Origin of the sequence: Oceanisphaera sediminis (assembly GCF_039539745.1) — a bacterium.
Lineage (GTDB): Bacteria > Pseudomonadota > Gammaproteobacteria > Enterobacterales > Aeromonadaceae > Oceanimonas > Oceanimonas sediminis.
Map to the genome: position 1 here is coordinate 44,181 of NZ_BAABDS010000015.1, position 24,148 is coordinate 68,328.

18 protein-coding genes are annotated in these 24,148 nt (G+C 52.8%); 14 read left to right on the forward strand and 4 right to left on the reverse strand.

Annotation, left to right across the window (positions count from 1 at the left end; translation table 11 throughout):
• The first annotated feature begins 49 nt into the window (after window positions 1-49).
• The 3 genes from ABD827_RS06360 (at window position 50) to tilS (ending at window position 5,501) form a co-directional block, all read left to right on the forward strand.
• Window positions 50-2,992, forward strand: a complete 2,943-nt coding sequence (locus ABD827_RS06360; RefSeq protein WP_344963380.1) for a ligand-binding sensor domain-containing diguanylate cyclase — start codon at window positions 50-52, stop codon at window positions 2,990-2,992.
• A gap of 113 nt (window positions 2,993-3,105) precedes the next feature.
• Window positions 3,106-3,855 carry a M48 family metalloprotease gene (locus tag ABD827_RS06365; RefSeq protein WP_344963382.1) on the forward strand — a complete coding sequence of 250 codons (750 nt, stop codon included), beginning with the start codon at window positions 3,106-3,108 and terminating at the stop codon, window positions 3,853-3,855.
• A 326-nt stretch (window positions 3,856-4,181) separates the two neighbouring features.
• Window positions 4,182-5,501, forward strand: coding sequence for a tRNA lysidine(34) synthetase TilS (tilS, locus tag ABD827_RS06370; RefSeq protein WP_344963384.1), 1,320 nt, complete (start codon window positions 4,182-4,184; stop codon window positions 5,499-5,501).
• Window positions 5,502-5,561: 60 nt separating this feature from the next.
• On the opposite strand, the gene ABD827_RS06375 is transcribed toward tilS, so the two are convergent.
• The 4 genes from ABD827_RS06375 to rcsF all read right to left on the reverse strand — a co-directional run bounded on the left by ABD827_RS06375 (window position 5,562) and on the right by rcsF (window position 10,182).
• Complete coding sequence (locus ABD827_RS06375; protein ID WP_344963386.1) at window positions 5,562-6,713, reverse strand: patatin-like phospholipase family protein; 1,152 nt, start codon at window positions 6,711-6,713, stop codon at window positions 5,562-5,564.
• A 402-nt stretch (window positions 6,714-7,115) separates the two neighbouring features.
• Window positions 7,116-8,834 (reverse strand): proline--tRNA ligase, encoded by a 1,719-nt coding sequence (locus ABD827_RS06380; RefSeq protein ID WP_344963388.1) that lies wholly within the window; start codon window positions 8,832-8,834, stop codon window positions 7,116-7,118.
• A 78-nt stretch (window positions 8,835-8,912) separates the two neighbouring features.
• Window positions 8,913-9,623: a tRNA (N6-threonylcarbamoyladenosine(37)-N6)-methyltransferase TrmO gene (tsaA, locus tag ABD827_RS06385; protein WP_344963390.1), complete on the reverse strand. Its 711-nt coding sequence runs from the start codon at window positions 9,621-9,623 to the stop codon at window positions 8,913-8,915.
• A gap of 190 nt (window positions 9,624-9,813) precedes the next feature.
• A complete protein-coding gene (gene rcsF, locus ABD827_RS06390) occupies window positions 9,814-10,182 on the reverse strand; it encodes an Rcs stress response system protein RcsF (protein WP_344963392.1) in 369 nt (122 codons plus the stop codon).
• Between the two features lie 565 nt (window positions 10,183-10,747).
• Here rcsF and ABD827_RS06395 point away from each other — a divergent pair.
• From ABD827_RS06395 to ABD827_RS06445, 11 genes are all read left to right on the forward strand, one after another.
• A complete protein-coding gene (locus ABD827_RS06395) occupies window positions 10,748-11,470 on the forward strand; it encodes a hypothetical protein (RefSeq protein WP_344963394.1) in 723 nt (240 codons plus the stop codon).
• A gap of 24 nt (window positions 11,471-11,494) precedes the next feature.
• The gene (gene tviB, locus ABD827_RS06400; RefSeq protein ID WP_344963396.1) at window positions 11,495-12,772 is read left to right on the forward strand and encodes a Vi polysaccharide biosynthesis UDP-N-acetylglucosamine C-6 dehydrogenase TviB; all 1,278 of its coding nucleotides are present in this window, start codon (window positions 11,495-11,497) and stop codon (window positions 12,770-12,772) included.
• A 119-nt stretch (window positions 12,773-12,891) separates the two neighbouring features.
• A complete protein-coding gene (locus ABD827_RS06405) occupies window positions 12,892-13,839 on the forward strand; it encodes a Gfo/Idh/MocA family protein (protein ID WP_344963398.1) in 948 nt (315 codons plus the stop codon).
• A gap of 146 nt (window positions 13,840-13,985) precedes the next feature.
• Entirely contained in the window at window positions 13,986-14,561 is a 576-nt protein-coding gene (gene wbpD / locus ABD827_RS06410) for a UDP-2-acetamido-3-amino-2,3-dideoxy-D-glucuronate N-acetyltransferase (protein ID WP_344963400.1), read from the forward strand.
• Between the two features lie 270 nt (window positions 14,562-14,831).
• Window positions 14,832-15,908 carry a DegT/DnrJ/EryC1/StrS family aminotransferase gene (locus ABD827_RS06415; protein WP_344963402.1) on the forward strand — a complete coding sequence of 359 codons (1,077 nt, stop codon included), beginning with the start codon at window positions 14,832-14,834 and terminating at the stop codon, window positions 15,906-15,908.
• Window positions 15,908-17,755: an acyltransferase family protein gene (locus tag ABD827_RS06420; protein WP_344963404.1), complete on the forward strand. Its 1,848-nt coding sequence runs from the start codon at window positions 15,908-15,910 to the stop codon at window positions 17,753-17,755. Before ABD827_RS06415 ends, ABD827_RS06420 begins: the two co-directional genes overlap by 1 nt.
• A gap of 18 nt (window positions 17,756-17,773) precedes the next feature.
• The gene (gene cysD / locus ABD827_RS06425; RefSeq protein ID WP_344963406.1) at window positions 17,774-18,673 is read left to right on the forward strand and encodes a sulfate adenylyltransferase subunit CysD; all 900 of its coding nucleotides are present in this window, start codon (window positions 17,774-17,776) and stop codon (window positions 18,671-18,673) included.
• A gap of 159 nt (window positions 18,674-18,832) precedes the next feature.
• Entirely contained in the window at window positions 18,833-19,180 is a 348-nt protein-coding gene (locus ABD827_RS06430; RefSeq protein ID WP_344963408.1) for a four helix bundle protein, read from the forward strand.
• Window positions 19,181-19,240: 60 nt separating this feature from the next.
• Window positions 19,241-21,154 carry a sulfate adenylyltransferase subunit CysN gene (gene cysN, locus ABD827_RS06435; protein ID WP_344963410.1) on the forward strand — a complete coding sequence of 638 codons (1,914 nt, stop codon included), beginning with the start codon at window positions 19,241-19,243 and terminating at the stop codon, window positions 21,152-21,154.
• Window position 21,155: 1 nt separating this feature from the next.
• Window positions 21,156-22,874 (forward strand): SLC13 family permease, encoded by a 1,719-nt coding sequence (locus tag ABD827_RS06440; protein WP_344963412.1) that lies wholly within the window; start codon window positions 21,156-21,158, stop codon window positions 22,872-22,874.
• A gap of 22 nt (window positions 22,875-22,896) precedes the next feature.
• Window positions 22,897-24,147, forward strand: a complete 1,251-nt coding sequence (locus tag ABD827_RS06445) for a lipopolysaccharide biosynthesis protein (protein WP_344963414.1) — start codon at window positions 22,897-22,899, stop codon at window positions 24,145-24,147.
• Window position 24,148: the final 1 nt, after the last annotated feature.

A 24,148-nucleotide genomic window follows, 5' to 3' on the forward strand; every position in this document is an offset into this window, starting at 1 on the left:
CAATCGAATACCATCATTACGCCTCACATCATAAAGGCCAACCACACGGATGAACGCGCTATTTAACCGCTTACGCCAGCATGACGGATGGCGAATTTTCGGGATTGCCATGCTGCTGATGTGCTGCCCGCCACTGTGGGCCGCTCAGGCGCCGCTGGCGCATTTTTATCAGGATCACTGGTCCACCCGCGATGGGCTGCCGCACAACTCCATCAATGCCATGGCCCAGACGGAAGAAGGTTACCTGTGGTTTGCCTCCTGGGAAGGGGTGTCCCGCTACAACGGGCAGGCGTTTCGCGTCTTTAGCCGCGGCGAAGAAACCGGCCTGCCCGACTCGGGAATACGCAGCCTGGTCAGTGATGGCCAGGGGCTGCTGGTCGCCGGGGCGCGAGGCGGGCTCAGCCGTTATCAACATCAAGGCTGGGCGCCACAGCCCGATGCGCCGGCGATGATCAATCACGTTTTGCGTGACCGCAACGACCGGCTCTGGCTGGCCACCCAGGACGACGGCATTTATGTGCGTGACGGCGAACTGACCGTGGCCCATTACGGCGAGGAGGACGGCCTGCCCGGTGCCGGGGTATATCGATTGCTGCAGGATGATAGCGGCCGAATCTGGGCCGGTACCGCTCAGGGCCTGGTGTGGATTGACGAGGGGCAGATACATCCGGTTTCCAGTGTGCCGGCGGTGCCGGTACTGGCCTTGCTGCGAGATAACCGCGGGCGGGTGCTGATAGGCTCGGAGCGAGGAATGTATGTGGCCGAGCCGGCGACCGAATCTTCTGGCAAACAACCAGAGGTTCGCACTCTGTATCCGGAGCTGGCCGGGGAGTCCATCAGCAGCCTGCTGCAGGATGATGCCGGTGACCTGTGGCTGGGCACCATAGACCGAGGCCTTATCCGCATCAGCCGTTTTGGCATGGAACGCATGGGGCTGGCCGAGGGGTTACCGGATCAGCGGGTGGTGTCGTTGCTGCAGGATGCCGAGCACAGCATCTGGGTCGGCACCAATGGCGGCCTGATGCGGCTGCGCGATGCTCCCTTCAGCAGTTATACCGAGCAGGATGGCCTGGTGGGTGACTATGTGCGCACCGTGCTGGCGCACAGCGATGGTTCCTTATGGGTGGGTACCAGTAATGGTCTGGGCCATATTCGGGAGCAACAGATCGGCACTCTGCCATTGACCATGCCCGGTGGACTTGCCCCCTCGGTGCTGAGCCTGGCGGAAGGGAATACCGGCGAGCTGTGGGTCGGTACCTACACTCATGGCCTGTTACGGCTGATGAATGGCGACATGACGGCGCGCTATGAGCGGGAGCAGGGGCTGGCGGCCAACGAAGTACGAGCGATATTGCCGGCCAGCGACGGTCGCCTCTGGGTGGGAACGTCAGAAGGACTCAGTCTTTTTGAGCAGGGACGCTTTCGTACCTTTACCCAGCAGGACGGGCTGCCGGGCTCTTTTGTGATGAACTTGTTTGAAGCGAGCAACGGCGATATCTGGGTGGGTACCGGTGTTGGCGCGGCCATAGTGCGACAGGGCCGTATCATACCCGTGTATCTGAACAGCCAGGACAATGCCGAATATGCCTTTGGTTTTTATCAGGATCCCGAGGACGATCGTTATGTGTGGCTGGCCACCGACCGGGGGCTGCTGCGCTATCGTTATGCGGATGGCAGCCTGGCATCGGTGGGGAAAAAGCACGGCCTGCCTATCGAAAAAATGTTTCAGCCTGTGGTGGACCACCTGGGTGGCATGTGGCTGACCACCAATCGGGGCGTGATCCGGATCAGTCTGGCACAGGCGCACCAGGTGGCCGATGGAACGCGCTCAAAGATTGATTTTGAACTCTTTGGCGAGGGAGATGGCATGGTCAGCAGTCAGGCCAACGGTGGCTCCGGCCCGGCGGCCACACTGGCGAATGATGGCAGTGTGTGGATAGCCACGGCGCGAGGGGTGGCCCGAACCCAGCCACGGCGCCTGGTTGAATTTTCCGATAATGAGCTGCCGGTGGTACTGGAGTCACTGGAGGTCAACGGCAAAGTCGTTGATTTCCAGGAGTCGCTCTCGCTGGCGCCGGGCAGCAACAGGCTGTTACTGCATTTTGCCGGTCTGGGTTTTGTGACGCCGGAGCGCATTCAGTACCGTACCCTGCTGCAAGGCTTTGATCAGGACTGGGTCGAGCGTGGCCGGCAACATCTGGCCGAATATACCAATTTACCGCCGGGAGACTATGTGTTTCGGGTGACGGCAGCTTATCCCTACGATGACTGGAGCGAACAGGAAGCGAGCCTGACGCTGACCATAGCGCCTTTTGTGTGGCAGCGGCCGCTGTTCTGGGTCGGGGTCGGCAGCCTGGCGTTGCTGGGGCTGTGGCTGCTGATGCGCTTGCGGGTACGGCTGTTGAAATCCCGAGCCGTTGAGCTGCAACGGCAGGTGGCCGAAAAAACCGATGAGCTGAGGCGTCAGGCCCTGGCGTTTGAGCGTCAGGCGCGGGAAGACAAACTGACCGGCCTGCCCAATCGCCGTGCCTTTGACGAGGCGCTATTCGATGCGTTGGCTCGTGCCAGAAGAAGCGGGCAGCCGCTAAGCCTGGCGATCGTCGATATCGACCACTTCAAGCGGGTGAACGATACCTGGTCGCATGCGGTCGGTGATGAGGCGATTAAACTGATTGCCGATATTCTGCAACAGCAGCTGCGCGTGACCGATACGCCGGCGCGCTGGGGCGGCGAAGAGTTCACCCTGCTGTTGCCCGATACCGATGCCGCCGATGCGTTTACATTGTGTGAGCGGGTGCGCCTGGCCATTGCCGAGTGCGACTGCCGGCATATTGCACCGGGGTTGAGCCTGACCGTGAGCATGGGGCTGGTACAGGCCGATCTCTTTGCGGAAGAAAAGCTGCTGTCTCAGGCGGACAAGGCGCTGTATCAGGCCAAAAATCAGGGCCGAAATCAGGTGGTGGTGTTTCAGCATAAAAGCATAAAAGCATAAAAGCATAAAAGCATAAAAGCATAAAAGGGGTCGGAGTCAATTAACCCTTAATTGACTCTGACCCCTTTTTCCTTTCTGATATTGCCATTGTGAATGTACTTATCGGGATCAACATGAAAAAAACACTGATAGCCGCGCTACTGGCCGGCCTGGGTCTGAGTGGTTGTGCGTCCGGCGATAGCGGTGCTCTGCTCGGTGCCGGGCTGACGGCACTACAGGGTTTTACCCTGAGCAAGAGTCAACTGCAGGCCGAGGCCAGCCTGTCCGCCAAACAGATGGATGAAGAAAACCGGCTGGCTCCGGCCGGCAATGCCTACAGCCAGCGCCTGACCAGGCTGACCCGGGGGCTGACCAGCATTGACGGTACGCCGCTGAATTTTCAGGTCTATCTGGCCGACGAAATCAACGCCTTTGCCATGCCCGACGGCACGGTGCGGGTGTATTCCGGCCTGATGGACGTGATGAAAGATGACGAACTGATGGCGGTGATTGGTCACGAAATTGGCCACATCAAGTTTGATCATTCGCTGAACCAGTACAAAAACGCCTATCTGACCAGCGCCGCGCGTCAGGCGGCAGCGGCCGCCGGTGGCACCGTAGGCGCGCTGGCTGCCTCCCAGTATGGCGACATTGGCACCAAGTTCCTCAGCGCCCAGTTCTCCCAGAAAGACGAGCTTGAGTCTGATGCCTACGGCGTAGAAGTGCTGTGCCAGCTGAAGATGGATCCTTACGCCGCCATGCGCGCGCAACAAGTACTGATGAAGCATGCCGGTAGCGGCGGCGGCCTTTTCTCCAGCCACCCGTCCACCGCCAAGCGTATCGAACTGGCCCGAGACGCGGCAGCCAACTCCAGCTGCCGGTAACAGCGTGAGGGGTGAGGGGGAAGGTGTGAGGGGAAAAGGGTGAGGAGAAAGGAGTGAGGGGTAAAATACGCGCCTGCAGATTATTCGTAGGGTCGACTTATTTAGGTAAGATTATTCGACCGGTTTTGGTACCACACCGTTGGTCGAATGAATTCGACCCTACGAAAATCATACCCCGGTGTCGGGGTGGGCATCTGTAGGGTCCAATTCATTGGACCGGCGGTATTAGGTGTAACATCTTTGGTCAAATGAAATCGTTCCTAGGCACAGATGCCGCCGGTTTCTGTCGTTCCCCTCACCCCTCACCCAACGAGCAGAGTTAATCCATGGATCTATACGCCGAGTTTTGCCGACACACAGCCGACCTGACACCCGACCTGACACCCGACACCGGTCTGCTGGTGGCCTTTAGCGGTGGGCTGGACTCGACGGTGCTGCTGGCGCTGGCCGCACGGCTGGCCCGGGAGCAGGGCAGAGCGGTACGGGCGCTGCACATAGCCCACGGTCTGCAGGCGGCGGCAGAAGACTGGCCGGCCCACTGTGCACAGGTGGCCGCGTCATTCGGCATTATCTGTCAAACCGTCAGGGTGCAGGTGGCGCTGGGGCCGAGAGTCAGCCTTGAGGCGGCGGCGCGTGATGCCCGTTACGCCGCGCTGGCCGAGGCCATGCAGCCCGGCGAGATCCTGCTGACCGGCCATCACCTGGACGATCAGGCCGAGACGCTGCTGCTGGCGCTGAAGCGGGGGGCCGGCGTGGCGGGGCTGTCGGCTATGCCTATGCGCAAGTCGTTTGGCCCGGGCCAGCAGTGGCGGCCTCTGCTGGCCTGTTCACGGCAACAGCTGGAAGCCTTTGCCCGTGAACAGGGTTTGCACTGGGTGGAAGATCCCAGCAACGCCGATGATGATTTTGACCGCAACTTCTTGCGCAACCGCATTCTGCCACCCTTGCTGCAGCAATGGCCTTCCTTCAACCGTACCTTGGCCCGTAGCGCCGAGCTGTGCGCCGAGCAGGTGGAGCTGGCGCTGGAGCTGGCCGAGCAGGATCTGCCCGGGCTGCTGAACCCGGCCGGTGGCCTGTCGATTACCGGTCTGCAGTCATTGAGTCGTGCCCGGCGAAATAACGTGCTGCGCCACTGGCTGCAGCGGCATCATATTCACAGCAGCCGCAGTCAGCTGCAGGCGATCTGGCAGGAGCTGGCGCTGGCCCGCGCGGATGCGGTGCCGGAAGTGCGCTTGGGGCAGGCCTGCATTCGTCGTTATCAGGGAAGTCTCTACCTGCCGAACGAACAAGCACAACCCAAGCCCTTGGCCAGCCTGAATGCCGGCGAATGGTTGCATTGTGGCGCAGGCCGGCTGCGACTCAGCCCGGTGACTGCTGGTGCGGACCTTATTGCTAATCTGGATCCGGAGCAATTGCATATCGCCTTTCAGCTGCCGGGCCTGCGTGCTCGCCCGGCGGGCCGCTCCGGCTCTCGGCCGCTGAAAAAACTGTGGCAGGAATACGGCATTCCGCCCTGGCAACGCCCCAATATACCGTTGCTGATGCAGGGCAGTGAACTGGTCGCCGCGATCGGCCTGTTCGTGTGCAAAGACTACACCCCGAATCCGGAACAAGCCGGCTGGCAGCTGGAGTGGGAGGCGGAGTGAGGCATGGTAACGCCGGTTCGGCATAATACCCTCGGTCGAATGAATTCGACCCTACGAAACTCACCCGGTTTTCTTCAACTTCGGCTCTACCGCCAGAAAATGGCAGATCTCTTCTAGCCGGGGCTGGGTATCCTGATAGCCGAGTTCAATCAATTCGCGGCAGTAATCCTGCTCGAACAGCAGAAAGCTGGCCAGACCGGTGGCGTCACCGGCGTCGACGCCAAACAACCGCAGCAGGGCGCGAATGTTGAACGGCAGCTTGTGAAAATGCTTGTGGGTCAGATCGTCCAGGTTGAGGCTTGGTTTCAGCACCAGGTTGTCGATATGGCGCAGCGACAGTTGCGCCCGCTTGCGCTCCGGCACCAGCCGTATGGTGCTGTTGATACGCTGCAGTCGTTCTATGTCCGAGGTGAGTGCGTCGGTGAATACGGTATCAAGTAAATGACCGGCGATGTCCGAGCTGCTGGGGTCGCTGGGCAGAGTACCGGAGTCGGTTTCGTCCGGTGCCAAGCTGATGATCAGAATACGGTTGGCGCCCAGGTGAATGGCCGGGCTCAGCGGATTGAGCTGGTGAATGGAGCCGTCGCCATAGTGGTGGTTTTGCAGCTGGCTGGGCTGAAAGATAAAGGGCAGGGCGCTGCTGGCCAGCAGGTGCGGCGGTGTAATAATGGCCGAGCGACCGGAACGGCCGGCACGGGCCCAGGGCTGATGATAGGGCCGCCCTTGAAAAAAGGTGGTGGAGTCGCCGGTGTTGTAGTTGGAGGCGGTGACGGCCAGCACTTCCAGGGCGCCGTAGAGCAGATTGTTGTCGATACGCTGAAAGTCGATCAGCTTTTCCAGCAACCGCTCCAGCGGGCTGTTGTCGAACAGCGGCAGGGCCATCTGGGTGGGGCGGCCCAGCAGTCCGGAAACCAGGCTTTTCAGGGAGTGGCGAACGATTCTGCCAACCTGCAACCGCAATACGTCTTCGGTATGCAAATGGCGCCAAACGTATTCCAGCTTGCGCACCCCAAGGTGAAAACAGGAGGCGTAGCAGGCCAGGGCGGTGGCGTTGATGGCACCGGCCGAGGTGCCGCAAAGAATGGGGAAGGGAATGGGCTGGCCACGGGGATAGCACTCGGAAATCGCCTTGAGCACGCCCACTTGATACGCCGCCCGGGCGCCACCCCCGGTCAGTACCATGGCACAGGCGTTGCTTTCTTCTTGCTCCATACGTGTCCCTCCCTTGTAAGGATGGCCGTAGGGTCCAATTTATTGGACCGATGGTGGTTCGGTGTAACACCCTGGTCGAATGAATTCGACCCTACGAAAGAACATTCCTTTATGGCTCAGTATAAATGGCCGTTTCTAGGGCAGGAAGGGAAGTCACAGAGAAGTGTGAGGCGAAAGGTGTGAGGGATAAAACATGCGATGGCTGTAGATCCAATTTATTGGACCGGAGTTGGTTCGGCGTAACATTTTGGTCGAATGAATTCGACCCTACGAAAATAAGGCTTTGGTTCAAACAAAAACGGCGCCGTACCAACGGCGCCGTTTTGCTGTCATCGGAAGCAGAAGCCGAGTTGCCGGGTTTTACTCCTCCCCCCTCACTTCTAACCCCTCACCCCTTACCCCTTACGCTTTAATGGTCTGGATTAGCCGAGCTGTGATGTCGTCGATGGCGACTTCTGACTTTTCGCCACCGCGGCGGGTCTTGTATTCCACCACGCCGTTGTCCAGGCTGCGTTCGCCGATGACGATGCTGTGGGGCACACCCAGCAGTTCCATGTCGGCAAACATCACGCCCGGACGCTCTTTACGGTCGTCGAACAGCACTTCGATACCGGCGGCAGTCAGCTCGTTATACAGTTGCTCGGCCACTTCTTTCACTCGGGCAGACTTGTGCATGTTCATCGGAATGATAGCGACCTGGAACGGCGCCAGGGCTTCTGGCCAGATGATGCCACGATCGTCATGGTTCTGCTCGATGGCCGCGGCCACGATGCGGGATACGCCGATGCCGTAGCAGCCCATTTCCAGTACGGTGGACTTGCCTTCTTCATTCAGCACGGTGGCGTTCATCTTGCTGGAATAGTTGTTGCCCAGCTGGAAGATGTGGCCCACTTCGATGCCGCGTTTGATTTGCAGCACACCCTTGCCACAGGGGCTGGGGTCACCTTCCTTGACGTTGCGCAGATCGGCCACTTGCGGCAACGGCAGATCCCGGCCCCAGTTGATACCGAAGTAGTGCTTGTCTTCGATGTTGGCACCGGCGCCAAAGTCGTTCATCACCGCCACGGCGCGATCCACCACCACCGGCAGTGGCATGTTCAGCGGGCCCAGCGAGCCGGGGCCGGCACCGACGAGGGCGCGAATTTCTTCTTCGGTGGCGAAGGTCAGCGGGCTGGCCACCATCGGCAGCTTCTCGGCCTTGATTTCGTTCAGCTCGTGATCGCCACGTACCATTAGTGCCACCAGCGGGGCTTCCTGATCCTCGGTGGCTTTCACCAGCAGGGTCTTGACGGTTTTTTCGATATCCAGCCCGAATTGCTCCACCAGCTCGGCGATGGTCTTGGCGTTGGGGGTATCAACCAGGCTCAGCTCCCGGGTGGCGGCATCGGCGGTGGTTTTGGGCGCCACGGCTTCGGCCATTTCGATGTTGGCGGCGTAGTCGGACTCGGTAGAAAAGGCGATATCGTCTTCACCGCTCTGGGCCAGCACGTGGAACTCGTGCGAGGCACTGCCACCGATGGCGCCGGTGTCGGCCAACACGGCGCGGAAGTCCAGCCCCATGCGTTCGAAGATGCGGCTATAGGCCTGGTACATGTCGTCGTAGGTCTGCTCCAGGCTCTGCATGCTGGTATGGAAGGAGTAGGCATCCTTCATGATGAATTCGCGTGAGCGCATCACGCCGAAACGGGGACGTACTTCGTCACGAAACTTGGTCTGCACCTGATACAGATTCAGCGGCAGCTGCTTGTAGGAAGAGACTTCGTTGCGCACCATGGCGGTGATCACTTCTTCATGAGTCGGGCCCAGCACAAAGCCGCGATCGTGACGATCCTTGATGCGCAGCAGCTCGGGGCCGAATTTGTCCCAACGGCCGGTTTCATGCCACAGCTCGGCGGGTTGCACCACCGGCATCAGCATTTCTACCGCACCGGCGCGGTTCATTTCTTCCCGCACGATGGCGGCGACCTTGTTCAATACCCGCAGGCCACTGGGCAGCCAGGTGTACAGGCCGGATGCCAGCCGGCGGATCATGCCCGCACGCAGCATCAGCTGATGGCTGATCACCTCGGCATCGCTCGGGGTCTCTTTGAGGGTGGAAAGCAAGTATTGAGTGGTACGCATGCGCTTAAACCTTGTTGATTTTTAAAATCCGTTAAAGAAAGAGATTGTAGCAGGGGGGGGCGTCAGGCAGAAGCGCCGTTAACCCTGAGCTTCCGGCTCTATGCTCAACACCCGGGTCAGCTGGCCCAACACTTCGTAACGCACATTGTAGTGATAAAGCCGTACCCCATACTGCTGCCATTGCTCGCCGTTGCGCTTGTAGGCCGGGCGCGGATCCTGCACCAGCACTTCGCTGATGAACTGCCGCAGATCCGGAATGTCGGAGCGGGCGCAGGCCTGCTCGGCGGCGGGGCTGAAGTGCACTTCCATGCTGATATCCGGCGGTGCCGGCGCAAAGCCGCCGTGGGCACCAGCCACACCATCGGCCCAGGGCAGATAGGGCTTGATGTCGACGATGGGAGTGCCATCGACCAGATCGACGCCGCCCAGTTCCAGCCATACCTTGTTGCCGTCTTTGCACATGTCGTGCAGTTTTACCACCGACAATCCCAGCGGATTGGGGCGAAAGGTGGAGCGAGTGGCAAAGACCCCGACCCGCTCGTTACCACCCAGGCGCGGTGGACGCACGGTAGGGTTCCAGCCCTTGTCCTGAGTCTGATGAAATACAAACACCAGCCACAGGTGGCTGAATTCGGCCAGGCCGCGAAAGGCGCTGGGCTCGTTATAGGGCGGAAGCATCTCCAGCCGGGCCCGGGCACTGGTGACCAGGCCTGGCTGGCGCGGCACAGCAAACTTCTCTTTATAGGGCGAGCGAATAACACCGATGGGGTCCAAATGAATGGAAGTCATAGTGGATTTCCAGTTGCAGGCCCGTATTAAGGGCAAATCATGTATTAATGGGCATTATGGCCCCGTTTATCCGGGCGAATTATGCAGTGTTGGGCGCATAGCCCCGTTGAAACGGGGCCTACATGGCTGTCTCTCCCACGCTCCGGCGTGAAAAACGATCCTCCCCCCTCACTCTTCACCCCTCACATTTTTATTCCGCAACCTTCAGCGCCTGGCCGCTGCATAGCACCTGCTCGATACAGCCGGGCATGTCATCAAAGCGAATACAGCGATCCATCAGAATACCGTTGGCACCCATGTCTGCCGCCCGGCGACGCACGCTGGCGCGAGCATCCGCTTCCTTCGGCGGCGCTTCGGCGGCTTCAATCTGGCAGGCTTCGCCTTCCACCGAGCCCTGGGTGACATAATTCACGCCTTCCAGCTCAGCCTTGCTGTACAGTCGCACGCCATCGCCCTTGTAGTAATCCTTGATGCCATCTGGTGACACGTTGCTGTTAAAGCCCCAGCCCGCACAACCGGACAACGCAACCGCCAGCAGAGAAACCCCGAGAAGACGCATAAGACAAGTCCTTAATTCAGAAAAAGAAGCTGACCTTATTCTGCACAAGGCATGACAGAAGATCGAATGAAATTAGGGCCGCAAGTGTTCGAATGTGGTTGTAGGAGCGAATTCATTCGACCAAAGGAATGCACAGGATAGCACCGAGCCAGCAAACCGGCGCCGATCTGCTCCTCCCCTAACAGCGGGGATACGAGCTTAACAGCGGATTACCGCCAAGGGGAGGCGGGGTGGGGGCTACTCCGTTATTTCGGACTTCAAATTGTCAGAATGTCAGTGGTAGAACCACATAATACCCCGAGCAAAAAATATCCTCCCTTACTCCATATGCATACTGCTAACAAGGTTTTATCCATCAGCCAAATCCAGTAAACTTGCGCACCTTTGTTTGCAAGGTGCCAGTGGCTTGCATAATGCAATTTTTGGCGCTTTGGCAGACAGATAGGGCAGAAATACCAATGCAGACATGTGCCGTGGGGGAATGGCCAACAGAATCCTATGGGCGGTAGCGTGCCTGCAACAAAAACACCATAAATACAACTAGCAGACAATCAGAAGAAGCAATATGAGCCAATCACCACTCCCGCAAGACGCACGTTTCAACCAACCCATGCCATCCTATGCCTACAGAGATGATGAAATTTCGTTAGTCGACTTGGCGAAAGTCTTGGTAAAACGCCGCAACTGGCTATTTTCTACCTTTATTATCGGATTATTGGTCACTTTTTTGCTCGCTTGGCTAAAACGCCCGGCGCCGGTAGTTGAGAATACAAACAAAGAGTTTACAACGCTGGTGACGGTTGGCTATAAAACACCAACCGTATTTATAGAGCCTCTTGCGGGAATTAAAACTCAGCTAACAGATGCATTTGTTCCTTTGGCTACTAAAAGTAACTCGCATAATGCTGATGTTATAATAGATAATCAGAGCGGTGGTTCAAATATCATAAAGTTGGTCACTATTGCCGAACAAGGGCAAAGTGAGAGTGTATCTAAATATCATGAGAAAATATTAGAGCCTTTGCTATTGCGACACGAAAGATTAGTTAAGGAGTTGAACGACAAATATGATAATTCAACATTAGAAAGTATAGGAGTACAGCCAATAGCAACAAGTATAGCGTCTCTTGCTCAACCATTAAATATACCGAGCACGGTAGCCAAAAGCAGAGCTGGGCTCATTGTTGCTTTGGGATTAATACTCTCTACTATTCTGGCGATCGTTTTCGTTTTTATTCGTGAGTTTTCCAGTCACGTCTGCGCTAGCTTGCGTAACGATAATAAATAAATTTAAGTATATTAAGGTACTGTGATGTGTAAATTAGAAAAAGCTAAGGTTGGAGTCGTTGGCTTGGGATATGTCGGCTTACCTTTAGCGGTAGAGTTTGGCAAGACTCGCGATGTAGTTGGCTTTGATATTAACCAAAATCGCATCAATGAGCTCGTTGCCGGGCATGACTCTACGTTAGAAGTAGATGACAAGTTATTAATATCAGCAAAGAATTTAAAATTTACCAGCAATGTTGCCGATCTTGCTGACTGTAATGTTTATATTGTTACCGTACCCACGCCCATTGATGAAGCTAACGCCCCCGATCTCACGCCACTGCGTAAAGCGTCAGCCATGCTGGCAACTGTAGTGAAAGAAAATGACGTTGTCATCTATGAGTCCACAGTTTATCCCGGTGCGACGGAAGAAGTTTGTATACCTATTGTTGAGAAAGGTTCAGGCCTTAAGTTTAATCAGGATTTTTATGCAGGCTATAGCCCAGAGCGAATTAACCCAGGTGATAAGGTTAATACCTTAACTAAAATTAAAAAAATTACCTCCGGCTCTACTCCTGAGATTGCTAATTTTATTGACCAGCTTTATGGTTCTATTATCACTGCGGGTACCCACTCGGCTAGCTCGATCAAGGTGGCCGAAGCCGCTAAAGTCATTGAAAATACCCAGCGTGACTTGAATATCGCTATTATCAATGAGTTTGCCAAGATCTTTAATCTACTTGGTATTGATACCCAAGAGGTGCTGGAAGCGGCGGGTACCAAATGGAACTTCCTACCCTTTAAGCCAGGTCTGGTAGGCGGTCACTGCATTAGCGTTGATCCCTACTATTTAACCTATAAAGCAAAAGAAGAGGGTTATCAGCCTGAAGTTATCCTGGCTGGTCGTCGCATTAATGATGGCATGGGCCGTTATACGGCGACTCAGTTGGTAAAAGCCGTTGCGCGCAAAAAAATACACATAGATGAAGCGCGGGTTTTGATATTAGGCTTCACCTTTAAAGGTGACTGTCCGGATGTTCGTAACACTAAAATCATTGATATGGTCGATGAGCTAAAAAGTTTTAACATGCAGGTTGACGTACATGATAGTTGGGCAGATGCCAGCGAAGTGAAGCATGAATATGGCATTGAGTTAGTAAAAAACTTAACCCCGAACCAATACGATGCCATAGTGCTAGCGGTTGATCATACTGAATTTAAAGAGTGGGGCGAAGATAAAATTCGTACTTTGGGTAAACAGAACCATGTGTTGTACGACGTCAAGTACGTACTTCCTCTAGGCCACTCAGACCTACGTTTATAAGCTTTTTATGGAATAGGGAGTAAGGCCAATTTGCATTATTTAATACCCCTGTATCCAGTTGGTTTAATGGCAGAAATAATTGTTTTGTTAAAATTTAATGAATGTTTTCAAGGTGTAAAATGAAAAAATTTGGTCTTGTTGGCGCTGCCGGTTACATAGCTCCTCGTCATTTAAAAGCAATTAAAGAAACCGGTCACGATCTTGTAGTTGCCATGGATGTCAATGACTCAGTTGGCATCATGGATAGTCACTTTCCTGATGCAGAGTTTTTCACCGAGTTTGAAGAGTTTTCTGGCTATGTTGAAGATCTCAAGCAAAAAGGTGAAAAACTGGATTATATCGCAATTTGTTCACCAAACTATCTGCACCTGCCGCATATGAAGTTTGCTTTACAAAATGGCATTGATGTTATCTGCGAAAAACCATTAGTGCTGAACACTAAAGATTTAGACACCCTTAACCGTTATCAAGAACAGTACGGCGCCAAGGTAAACTCTATTTTGCAGTTACGTTTACATCCTTCGATTATTGCTCTGCGCGATAAGGTACAAGCGGCACCGGCAGATAAAGTCTTTGATGTAGATTTAACCTATTTAACATCTCGTGGTAAGTGGTACTTGAAATCCTGGAAAGGGTTTGATGAAAAGTCTGGCGGTGTTGCCACCAATATTGGGGTGCATTTTTACGACATGCTGCACTTCATCTTTGGCGACATTATCCACAATGAAGTGCATTACCGTGATGAAAAAACGTCGTCCGGATTTCTAAAATACGAGCGCGCTAATGTGCGTTGGTTCTTGTCTATAGATGCTAACCACTTGCCCGATAATGCCGTGCACGGTGAAAAATCGACTTACCGTAGCATTGATATTGAAGGTGAAGAGTTGGAGTTTTCCGGTGGCTTTACCGACCTGCATACACAAAGCTATCAGCGAATTTTGGCAGGGCAAGGCTATGGCGTAGAAGACAACCGTGCTGCTATTGAAACCGTTGATGTCATGCGCAAAGCCAAACTTGTCGACCATCCTGCCAACCCACACCCATTACTTAAGAAAGTGATGAAGTAATAGGGACTGGGAGGGGGAATAGAGAATAGTTGAGAGGTAGGAATTTGGAAATGGTGATTAGGGAGTTGTTAGGGCGAACCAGTCCCAAGTTCTGTTCCAAACCACTCCCAATTCCCCAATCACTATTCCCGTTTTTTGGAGCATATATGAACTATCAAAAACATGAATCTGCAATAGTTGATGAAGGTGCTCAAATAGGCGAAGGCAGCCGTGTTTGGCATTTCGCCCACGTCTGTGGCGGTGCGCAAATAGGCAAGGGGGTCTCTCTTGGGCAAAACGTTTTCGTGGGTAATAAAGTCACCATAGGCGATCACTGCAAAATACAAAATAATGTCTCGGTTTACGATAACGTACACTTGGAAGAGGGCGTATTCTGTGGGCCCAGCATGGTGTTTACCAACGTATATAATCCACGCTCTTTAATCGAGCGTAAAGATCAGTACCGCAATACGCTGGTTAAAAAAGGCGCAACCCTGGGCGCCAACTGCACCATTGTTTGCGGTATTACCATTGGTGAATACGCCTTTGTCGGTGCCGGTGCGGTCATTAATAAAGACGTACCTGCCTACGCACTGATGGTTGGCGTGCCAGCCAAACAAATCGGCTGGATGAGTGAATTTGGCGAGCAGTTAGATTTACCGCTACAAGGCGAAGCCACTACTAGCTGCGAACACACAGGCACCACCTACACCCTAAACGGCAACACTGTTACTAAGGGCTAAGATCTACGTTAGTGGCAAGATAAAGCCCAAGAGCATTTGTGCAACGGAACCTGCAGAATCCACAGAAAAATAGAGATAATTTCTGAAGATGTTCAAACTGCAAGCTTGTACAACGGGATTGGACACTGCCGAAAATAATACCTAAGCCATTAGCCCATTGAATTTTTATTTTACCAGTAATATCATTTTTCGCTTTTATCTCATCTTGATTTTTTTGTGAATTTCGCGGGTTCCGTTGCTGAGTACTCCATCTTTTAGAAAAGGCAAACAATGCAATTTATAGACTTAGCTGCGCAGCAGGCGCGTATTAAAGAAAAAATAGATGCTGGCATACAAAACGTGCTCGCTCATGGTCAGTACATCCTCGGGCCTGAAGTGTCAGAATTAGAAGAAAAGCTCGCCGCTTTTACCGGTGCCAGGCACTGTATCACCTGTGCCAACGGCACCGATGCCCTGCAAATAGCCCAAATGGCGTTTGGCATCGGGCCTGGCGATGAAGTCATCACCCCTGGCTTTACCTACATAGCCACCGCTGAAACTGTTGCCTTGCTTGGTGCAAAGCCCATTTACGTGGACGTATGCCCTAAAACTTATAATCTAGACCCAACCAAGCTAGAAGCCGCGATCACCCCGCGTACCAAAGCCATTATTCCCGTGTCGCTTTACGGCCAGTGCGCAGACTTTGATGCCATTAACGCTATAGCTAACAAGTACGGTATACCGGTAATAGAAGATGCCGCTCAAAGCTTTGGTGCTACCTACAAAGACAAAAAGTCTTGTAACTTAAGTACGGTTGCCACTACGAGCTTTTTCCCAAGCAAGCCGCTCGGCTGCTACGGTGACGGCGGCGCTATCTTTACCAACGATGACGAATTAGCCAAAGTGCTGCGCCAAACAGCTCGTCACGGTCAAGATCGTCGTTATCACCACATACGTGTAGGTGTGAACAGCCGTTTAGACACCCTGCAGGCGGCGATTTTGCTACCCAAGCTGGAAATATTTGCAGAAGAAGTCAGCCTGCGCCAACAGGTTGCAGCAAAGTACGATCAGCTGCTCAACCAGACAGGCATTACCACCACGCCCTTTGTTGAAGTACACAACACCAGCGTTTACGCGCAATACACTATTCAAGTCGATAACCGTGAGCAAGTACAAGCCAGGCTTAAAGAAGCAGGTATTCCAACAGCAGTGCATTACCCTATTCCACTCAACAAGCAGCCAGCAGTGGCTGATGCTGATGTACAGTTATCAACTGGTGACGTAGTTGCTGAAAAGGTAATGAGCTTGCCGATGCATCCGTATATGAGTAAAGAAGATCAGTTGAACGTTGTTAAGGCATTAACCTAGTGAGTAACACCGCTTACCGCCAAGATATCCAAGGTTTAAGAGCCATTGCAGTATTGGCTGTAATGACTTTCCACCTTAATCCCGTTTGGCTGCCAGGCGGTTTTGTTGGCGTGGATATCTTCCTGGTGATTTCAGGTTTCTTAATCAGCAGCATCTTGCTGCACAAAAAAGCAAAACCTGAATATCAATTATTATCTACCTTAAATTACTTCTACAGGAGCCGCCTCAAGCGTATCGCGCCTGCATATTTCACTGTGCTGATAGTAGTGACCCTGCTAGCTGCGGTACTTTTTTTACCAGCTGACTTTGCAACGTACAGAGGAGGCTTAAAAAAAGCCGCATGGTTCAACAGCAATAGCTATTTTGCCACTTTTGGTGATTACTTTGCACCCGCCAACCACGAGCAGCCCTTGCTACATACTTGGTCGCTAGCAATAGAGATTCAGTTTTACCTGCTAGCTCCCTTTATTTTCTTACTATTTCCTAAGCGCCTACTTAACTGGCTGCTGCCGTTAAGCATCATTGCCTTAACAGCTTATGCCGAATACCGCTTGCGTATGCTAGGGCTTGAGCAAGCTACTTATTACAGCTTAATTGCCCGTTTACCTGCATTTTTCATGGGTGCTTGGGTTGCTTTATTGATAGGTAAGAAGGATGGCTTTAGGCTGGGGGATAGGTGTAAGCGAACATTAATATGGCTAGCTATTGCGCTCATTGCTACCTCTCTCTGTGTACCCAAACTAACCGGTTACTTTCCGGGTATCGCCGGACTCACCCCAATAACCGGCGCAGCGCTAATTATTTTTCTCAATGCTAGCAATCCTATAACTCAATTTCTATCCAGCAGAATATTAGTATGGATTGGTGCATTATCCTACTCACTCTACCTGTGGCACTGGCCCGTTTTAGCCTTTATGCGCTACTACACAGGAGCTGCAATACTCAACTGGCAATACAACCTTGCCTTTGTCCTACTAACCGTGGCCTTAGCAACAGCTAGCTTTTACTGGATAGAAACACCGCTCAGGCTCAAACGCAGTAAAAAACAAATCCTCGGCTATGCCAGCTTAGCTGCAGTCGTAGTGCTAACAGCCGTGGGAATGAAAAAAATGAATGCTTACTACACGCCAGAGCCGCTACCAGTGGAATACACCCGCTACGCAGACCCTAAGACGATTTGCCATGGTCAAATAGTAGGTAACTGCCTAAAAGGCGATTTAAGTAGCGATAAAGAAGTGCTAGTTATAGGCGATTCTCACGCTGCGATGCTTAACCATTTTTTTGATTACTTAGGTAAAGAGCTGGCCTTTAAAGCAAGGGTGATCACTGCCAGTAGCTGTGTAACTATTCCTGAGTTTAACTATCAGCGAATTCCAGAGTATTCACATAAAGCATGTTTGGCACAGATTGAAGAAGCTAAGGGATATTTAAAAGAAGCGGAAGTTGTATTTATAGCAGCTAGTTGGGATAACAATCTAAAATACAAGCACTTTGAAGCTGCACTTGATGGACTTGTTCAGAGTAAGCCAGAAACTAAATTTTTTGTTATTTCTCAAGAGCCACGCTTGTCGAGAAATCCTCTAAGGGCGAGAAGGTTTGAGTATCTAGGTTTTAATTCTGTAGTTGAGGTGAATCCTAGTTACAAAAAGGCAAATCATATTCTCGAAGATAAATGTGGGCAATATGTCAATTTATCATTGTTAGATTTAACGGGTTTAAAAGTTTTTGAATTGCCGCCTTTTTATCAAGGGGATATGGTGTATTACGATGAACACCACATAAATGAAGTGGCCTCTAAGATATATGCCAAGCAAGCTTTAACTACTTTTAAAAATTTAGATATTTAAATTAATAACAGGTTAACTATGTCTCTTACTCATCTCCAACGCTTGGAAGCCGAAAGTATCCACATCATGCGGGAAGTAGTGGCAGAGGCCGACAATCCGGTCATGCTCTATTCCATTGGTAAAGACAGCGCCGTGATGCTGCATTTGGCCATGAAAGCCTTTTACCCGTCCCTTCCCCCCTTCCCGCTGCTGCATGTGGACACGCGCTGGAAGTTTCGCGAAATGTACGAATTTCGCGATCAGATGGTCGAGAAGCTGGGCATGGACTTGCTGGTGCACGTTAACCCGGAAGCGGTAGAAAAAGACATCAACCCCTTCACCCACGGCTCGGCGGTGCATACCGACATTACCAAGACCGAGGGCCTGAAGCAGGCGCTGGACCAGTACGGCTTTGATGCCGCCTTTGGTGGTGCCCGTCGGGATGAAGAGAAGTCCCGTGCCAAGGAGCGTATATTCTCGTTCCGTACCGAGCAGCACCGCTGGGACCCGAAAAACCAGCGCCCGGAATTGTGGAAGCTGTATAACGCCCGCAAGAAAAAAGGCGAGTCGATTCGGGTATTCCCGCTGTCCAACTGGACCGAGCTGGATATCTGGCAGTACATCCACCTGGAAAACATTCCCATTGTGCCGCTGTATTACGCGGCCCAGCGCCCGGTAGTAGAGCGCGACGGCACCCTGATCATGGTGGATGACGAGCGCATGCCGCTGCAAGAAGGCGAAGTGCCGATGATGAAAAACGTGCGCTTCCGTACCTTGGGCTGTTATCCGCTGACCGGTGCCGTGGAGTCGGAGGCCGACACCCTGCCCGCCATTATTCAGGAAATGCTGCTCACCAAAACGTCCGAACGTCAGGGCCGCATGATCGACCACGACTCCGCCGCTTCCATGGAAAAGAAAAAACAAGAGGGTTATTTCTAACGTGCCGGAGGCACGTTAGAAAGCTGTAAGCTGTCAGCTATCAGTAAAACAACCAGAGTCGGTAGGATAAGCGCTGAGCCTGCAGGCACAGCAAGCCGACTGACAGCTGATAGCTAATAACTGACGGCTAAAACGCTGACAGCTAAAAAGGAGTGTGTGATGAACTTTGAGAAGTTACAGGTGTGGAAGCGGTCGGCCCGTCTTTCGGCTGAGCTGTATAAAACCATGAAAGACCTCAAGGACTTTGGTTTCAGAGACCAGATCACTCGCTCCGGCTTGTCCATACCCAGCAATATCGCTGAAGGCATGACACGGCAGACAGCCAAAGACAAAACGCATTTTTTAGTGATTGCCCGGGGCTCATGTGCCGAGCTGAGAACACAAATTTATATCGGCATGGAAATTGGTTACATCACCTCAGAGCCCGGCAAGCTGTTGCTGGAAGAGACAAGAGAAATTTCCAAAATGATCAACGGGCTGATCACATCAATAAATCAAACGCCATAAGCTGACGGTTTTTCTGACAGCTGACAGCTGAAGGCTTATCGCTTTAAAGAGGATTTCATCATGGCGCATCAATCGGATCTTATCGCCACTGATATTGAGCAATATCTGCAGCAGCACGAAAACAAGAGTCTGCTGCGGTTCATTACCTGCGGCAGCGTGGACGACGGCAAGAGTACCCTGATTGGGCGCCTGTTGTTTGAATCCAAGATGCTGTTTGAAGATCAGCTCGCCGCCTTGGAAGCCGACTCCAAAAAATGGGGCACTCAAGGCGAGGATATCGACTTTGCCCTGCTGGTTGATGGCCTGGCCGCCGAGCGCGAACAGGGCATTACCATCGACGTGGCCTACCGCTTCTTCTCTACCGACAAGCGCAAGTTCATTGTGGCCGACACCCCGGGGCACGAGCAGTACACCCGCAACATGGTGACCGGTGCCTCTACCGCCGATGCCGCCATTCTGATGGTGGATGCCCGTAAAGGCATTCTGACCCAGACCCGTCGTCACAGCTATCTGATGTCACTGCTGGGCATTCGCCAGATTGTGGTGGCCATCAACAAGATGGATCTGGTCGACTATTCCGAGCAACGATTTAACGAGATCGTGGAAGAATACGGTCAGTTTGCCGAGCAGCTGGGTCTGAGCAACATCACCTACATTCCGATGTCGGCGTTCAAGGGCGACAACATCGTTGAACCCAGCCCCAGAATGACCTGGTATCACGGTACCACCCTGATGGGCTTTCTGGAAACCGTAGAAGTGGACGACACCCGCATGCAGCGCGCGCCGTTCCGTCTGCCGGTGCAGTGGGTCAACCGCCCCAACCTGGACTTCCGTGGCTTCTCCGGCTCCATCACCAGCGGCGTGATCAAGCCCGGTGACCGCATTCGCGTGCAGCCGTCGGGCAAGGAAAGCACGGTTGAGCGCATCGTCACCTACAGCGGCGATCTGGAGCAGGCGGTGGCCGGCCAGTCGGTCACCCTGACCCTGGCCGATGAAATCGATATCTCCCGCGGTGATGTGATCTCCATCGCCGAGGCCCCGGCCGAGACCGCCGATCAGTTTGAAAGCACCCTGGTGTGGATGCACGACGACGCCCTGCTGCCCGGTCGCCCCTATCTGCTGAAGATTGGCACCCAGACCGTGACCGCCAGCGTGACCGACATCAAGTATCAGGTGAACGTGAATACCCTGGAGCACACCGCCGCCAAACAGCTGGAGTTGAACGGCATCGGCGTCTGTAACCTGAGTCTGGACCGCGCCATCGCCTTCGATGATTACCAGACCAACAAGGACACCGGCGGCTTTATTCTGATCGACCGCCTCAGCAACACCACGGTGGCCGCCGGCATGCTGCACTTTGCCCTGCGCCGCAGCCAGAACATTCACATGCAACACGTGGATGTCAACAAGGAAGCCCGGGCGCTGACCAAAGGCCAGCAGCCGAGCGTGCTGTGGTTTACCGGTTTGTCCGGTGCCGGCAAGTCGACCATTGCCAACCTGGTGGAGAAGAAGCTGCACGCCCTGGGTGGCCACACCTACCTGCTGGACGGCGACAACGTGCGCCACGGTCTGAACAAGGATCTGGGCTTTACCGACGCCGACCGGGTAGAAAACATTCGCCGGGTGGCGGAAGTGTCCAAGCTGATGGTCGACGCGGGCCTGATTGTGCTGACCGCCTTCATCTCGCCGTTCCGTGCCGAACGCCGCATGGCGCGCGAGTCACTGGCCGAGGGCGAGTTCATCGAGGTGTTTGTCGACACCCCGCTGAACGTGGCCGAAGAGCGTGACGTGAAGGGCCTGTACAAGAAAGCCCGTCGTGGTGAGCTGAAAAACTTCACCGGCATCGACTCGGCCTACGAGCAACCGGAAGCGGCAGAAATCCATCTGGATACCACCCGCCTCAGCGCCGACGAAGCCGCCGACGCGGTGATCCAGTTGCTCAAAGAAAAGGGTGTATTGTTGGGCGCTAATTGAAATGAGTGCAGCTGTTGTTGCCTTAGTGCTGGCTGGCCTGATTGCAACACTGGTGTTTACCCGCATCAGGCCGCTGTATGTCTTTGGCGGTGCCGTGCTGATTTTTTATTTCGGTGGTTTGCTCAGCAAAGAACAGCTGTTGCTGAACTTTGTGAACGAATCACTGGTCAGCCTGTTTCTGCTGTTAATCGCCTCACTGGCACTGGAGAAAACCAGTCTGGTGCATGGTCTGGCCGGCTGGTTGCTGAAGGGCAGTGAACGCAACGTGCTGCTAAAGCTGATGAGCGGGGCAGGGCTGCTTTCTTCCGTTACCAACAACACCGCCGTTGTCGCTACCTTGATGGGGCCGATAAAGCGTAACAAGGCAATAGCACCCAGCCGCTTGCTGATCCCGCTGTCTTATGCCGCTATTCTGGGCGGTGTGCTTACACTGGTGGGCACGTCAACCAATCTGATCATTGATGGTCTGGCCAGAAATGCCGGCTTGCCGGGGTTTTCGTTTTTTGACTTTACCCTGGTGGGAGCTCCTGTATTTGTGGGCGGTGTGCTGGTACTGCTGCTTTGCTACCAGCTGCTGCCAGAAAACGGAGTGGCGGAGCAAAGTAAAAACGCGCATTACTTTACAGAAATTAGGCTGTGTTCCGGCGCACCTATGGTAGGGAAAACCGTGGCCGAAGCCGGGCTAAGGCAGCTTGAAGACTTGTTTCTGGTTGAGCTGGTGCGAGGCACAAGCCTGATATCTCCCGTTAAGCCCACTGAAATATTGCAGGCGGAAGACAGACTGGTATTTTCCGGCAATATGGCCGAGGTGCATAAACTGCTGGCCCTGCCGGGCCTTGAGCTTGCTCATACTCCATCCGGCTTACTGCAGCGTAACTTGGTGGAAGTGGTGTTAAGCCCGTCTTCTACTCTGGTTAACGGCACCATTCGGGATGCGGCATTTCGCAGCCAGTTCGACGCCGCCGTGGTGGCGGTGCGCCGGGGCAGCCAACGGCTGGCAGGAGGGTTGGGCAATCTGGCATTACGCCCGGGGGATGTATTGGTGCTGGCGGTTGGAGACGACTTTAATACCCGACCAAATATTGCTCGCAATTTTGTCATGGTAAATGGCATGCCAGATAGCACCCAAAGCGGTGGATGGCGTGGTGCCAGCATAGTAACGGGGTTCTTTTCAGCCCTGTTGCTGGCAGCCACGGAGGTACTCAGTTTGCTGGATGCGATGGCGCTGCTGTTACTGGCTTATCTTGCGTTTGGCATATTGTCTGCCTCGGAAATCCGCCGGCGGGCACCGGTGGAGCTGGCACTGATTATTGGCTGTGCCCTGGGCGTGGCCCAGGCCATGCTGAACTCCGGGCTGGCAAACAGCATGGCTACATACATTGTGGAGATGTTCTCCCAGTGGGGATTATGGGGCGCACTGGTGGGCTTGTATCTCACCACCTGGCTGCTGACCGAGCTGATTACCAATAATGCCGCCGCAGCACTGGCATTTCCCATCGGTCTTGCCATAGCGGAACAATATCAGGTGGATGCTAAGCCCCTGCTGTTGACCACCGCTTTTGCCGCCAGCGCGTCGTTTTTAACCCCTTATGGTTATCAAACCAACTTAATGGTTTACAGTGCGGGGAACTACTGTTATCTCGACTATGTCAAAGTTGGTATTCCTTTATCTCTTTTTTATGGTATCTGTGTATGCTTGCTGGTGCCTTTTATTTTTTAATTGTTTTACAGTAGGCCATTAGTTGAAAGCTAAATCTGAATTCAGTAGAAATGTCTTAACCTTGATGACGGGTACTGCAGTTGCGCAAGCGATCCCCATTGCGATCAGCCCTATCCTGACAAGGATCTACTCGCCTGAAGATTTTGGTGTTCTGGGCCTGTTTGTTGCCATTACTGCAGTTTTTGCCAGTATTGCTAACGGTCGTTATGAGTTGGCAATAATGCTTCCAAGAAAAGACAGTGAAGCCATTAACCTGGTGGTGCTGGGTTTTGCTATATGCACAACAATCTCCATGATATTGTTGCTGGTGGTGGTTTTTTCTAATGAAAAGATAAAAGAGTCATTAGGAAATGAAAGTATAGGATTTTGGCTTTATTTTGTTCCTTTATCAGTTTTTTTGTCTGGATGTTTTAATGTTCTTAATTATTACAATGTAAGAAGAAAGCATTATAAAGATCTTAGAAATGCTGCTATTGCCAAGTCATTTGTAACAGCTAGTGTTCAGTTAAGTGTTGGCTTCTTTAAAAGTGGTGCTGCTGGTTTGATTGGTGGACAAATTTTTTCTCAGCTTGTTGCCAATACCCGACTAATAAAAAATATAGGTAAGGATGATTTATCAAGGTCGCTTTGTAAAAGAAAAGTGATTGTGCTGGCTAAAAGATATAGGGATTTTCCCAAGTTTACCTTATGGGCCGGGTTGGCAAACACGCTTTCCCAGAACATTAATAATGTGTTGATATCATCTTACTACGGACTGTCAACTCTAGGGCATTACAGCTTTACGGAGCGCATGTTGGGTATGCCTGCAAGCTTGATAGGTAATGCGGTTGGCCAGGTTTTTTTTCAGCAAGCCAGTAAAGAATATCAGCAGACGGGAAGAGCTTATAACAGTTTTATTAGTGCAACCAAAAAATTGGTTATAATAAGCCTTCCGGTTTACTTTGTTTTGTATTTTTTTGTGGAAGATCTTTTTCATTATGTTTTTGGTCCTGACTGGCGTGTTGCGGGCACCTATGCAAAAATAATGATTCCATTTTTTATGATAAAATTCGTGGTGTCTCCACTTACAGTAATGAACCAGATCAACAAGAAGAATAAGCTTGGAATGCTGTGGCAGTTTGGTTTGCTGTTTTTGTATGTTTTTGTTATTTATTTTAGTCAGCTTCAGGAATATACAATTGAGAATTTTTTACATGTTCTGGTAGTGGTGTTATCTCTTTATTATTTGTTTTTTTACTTTTTGATCTACTCACATGCCAGAAGGAACAGTTAGT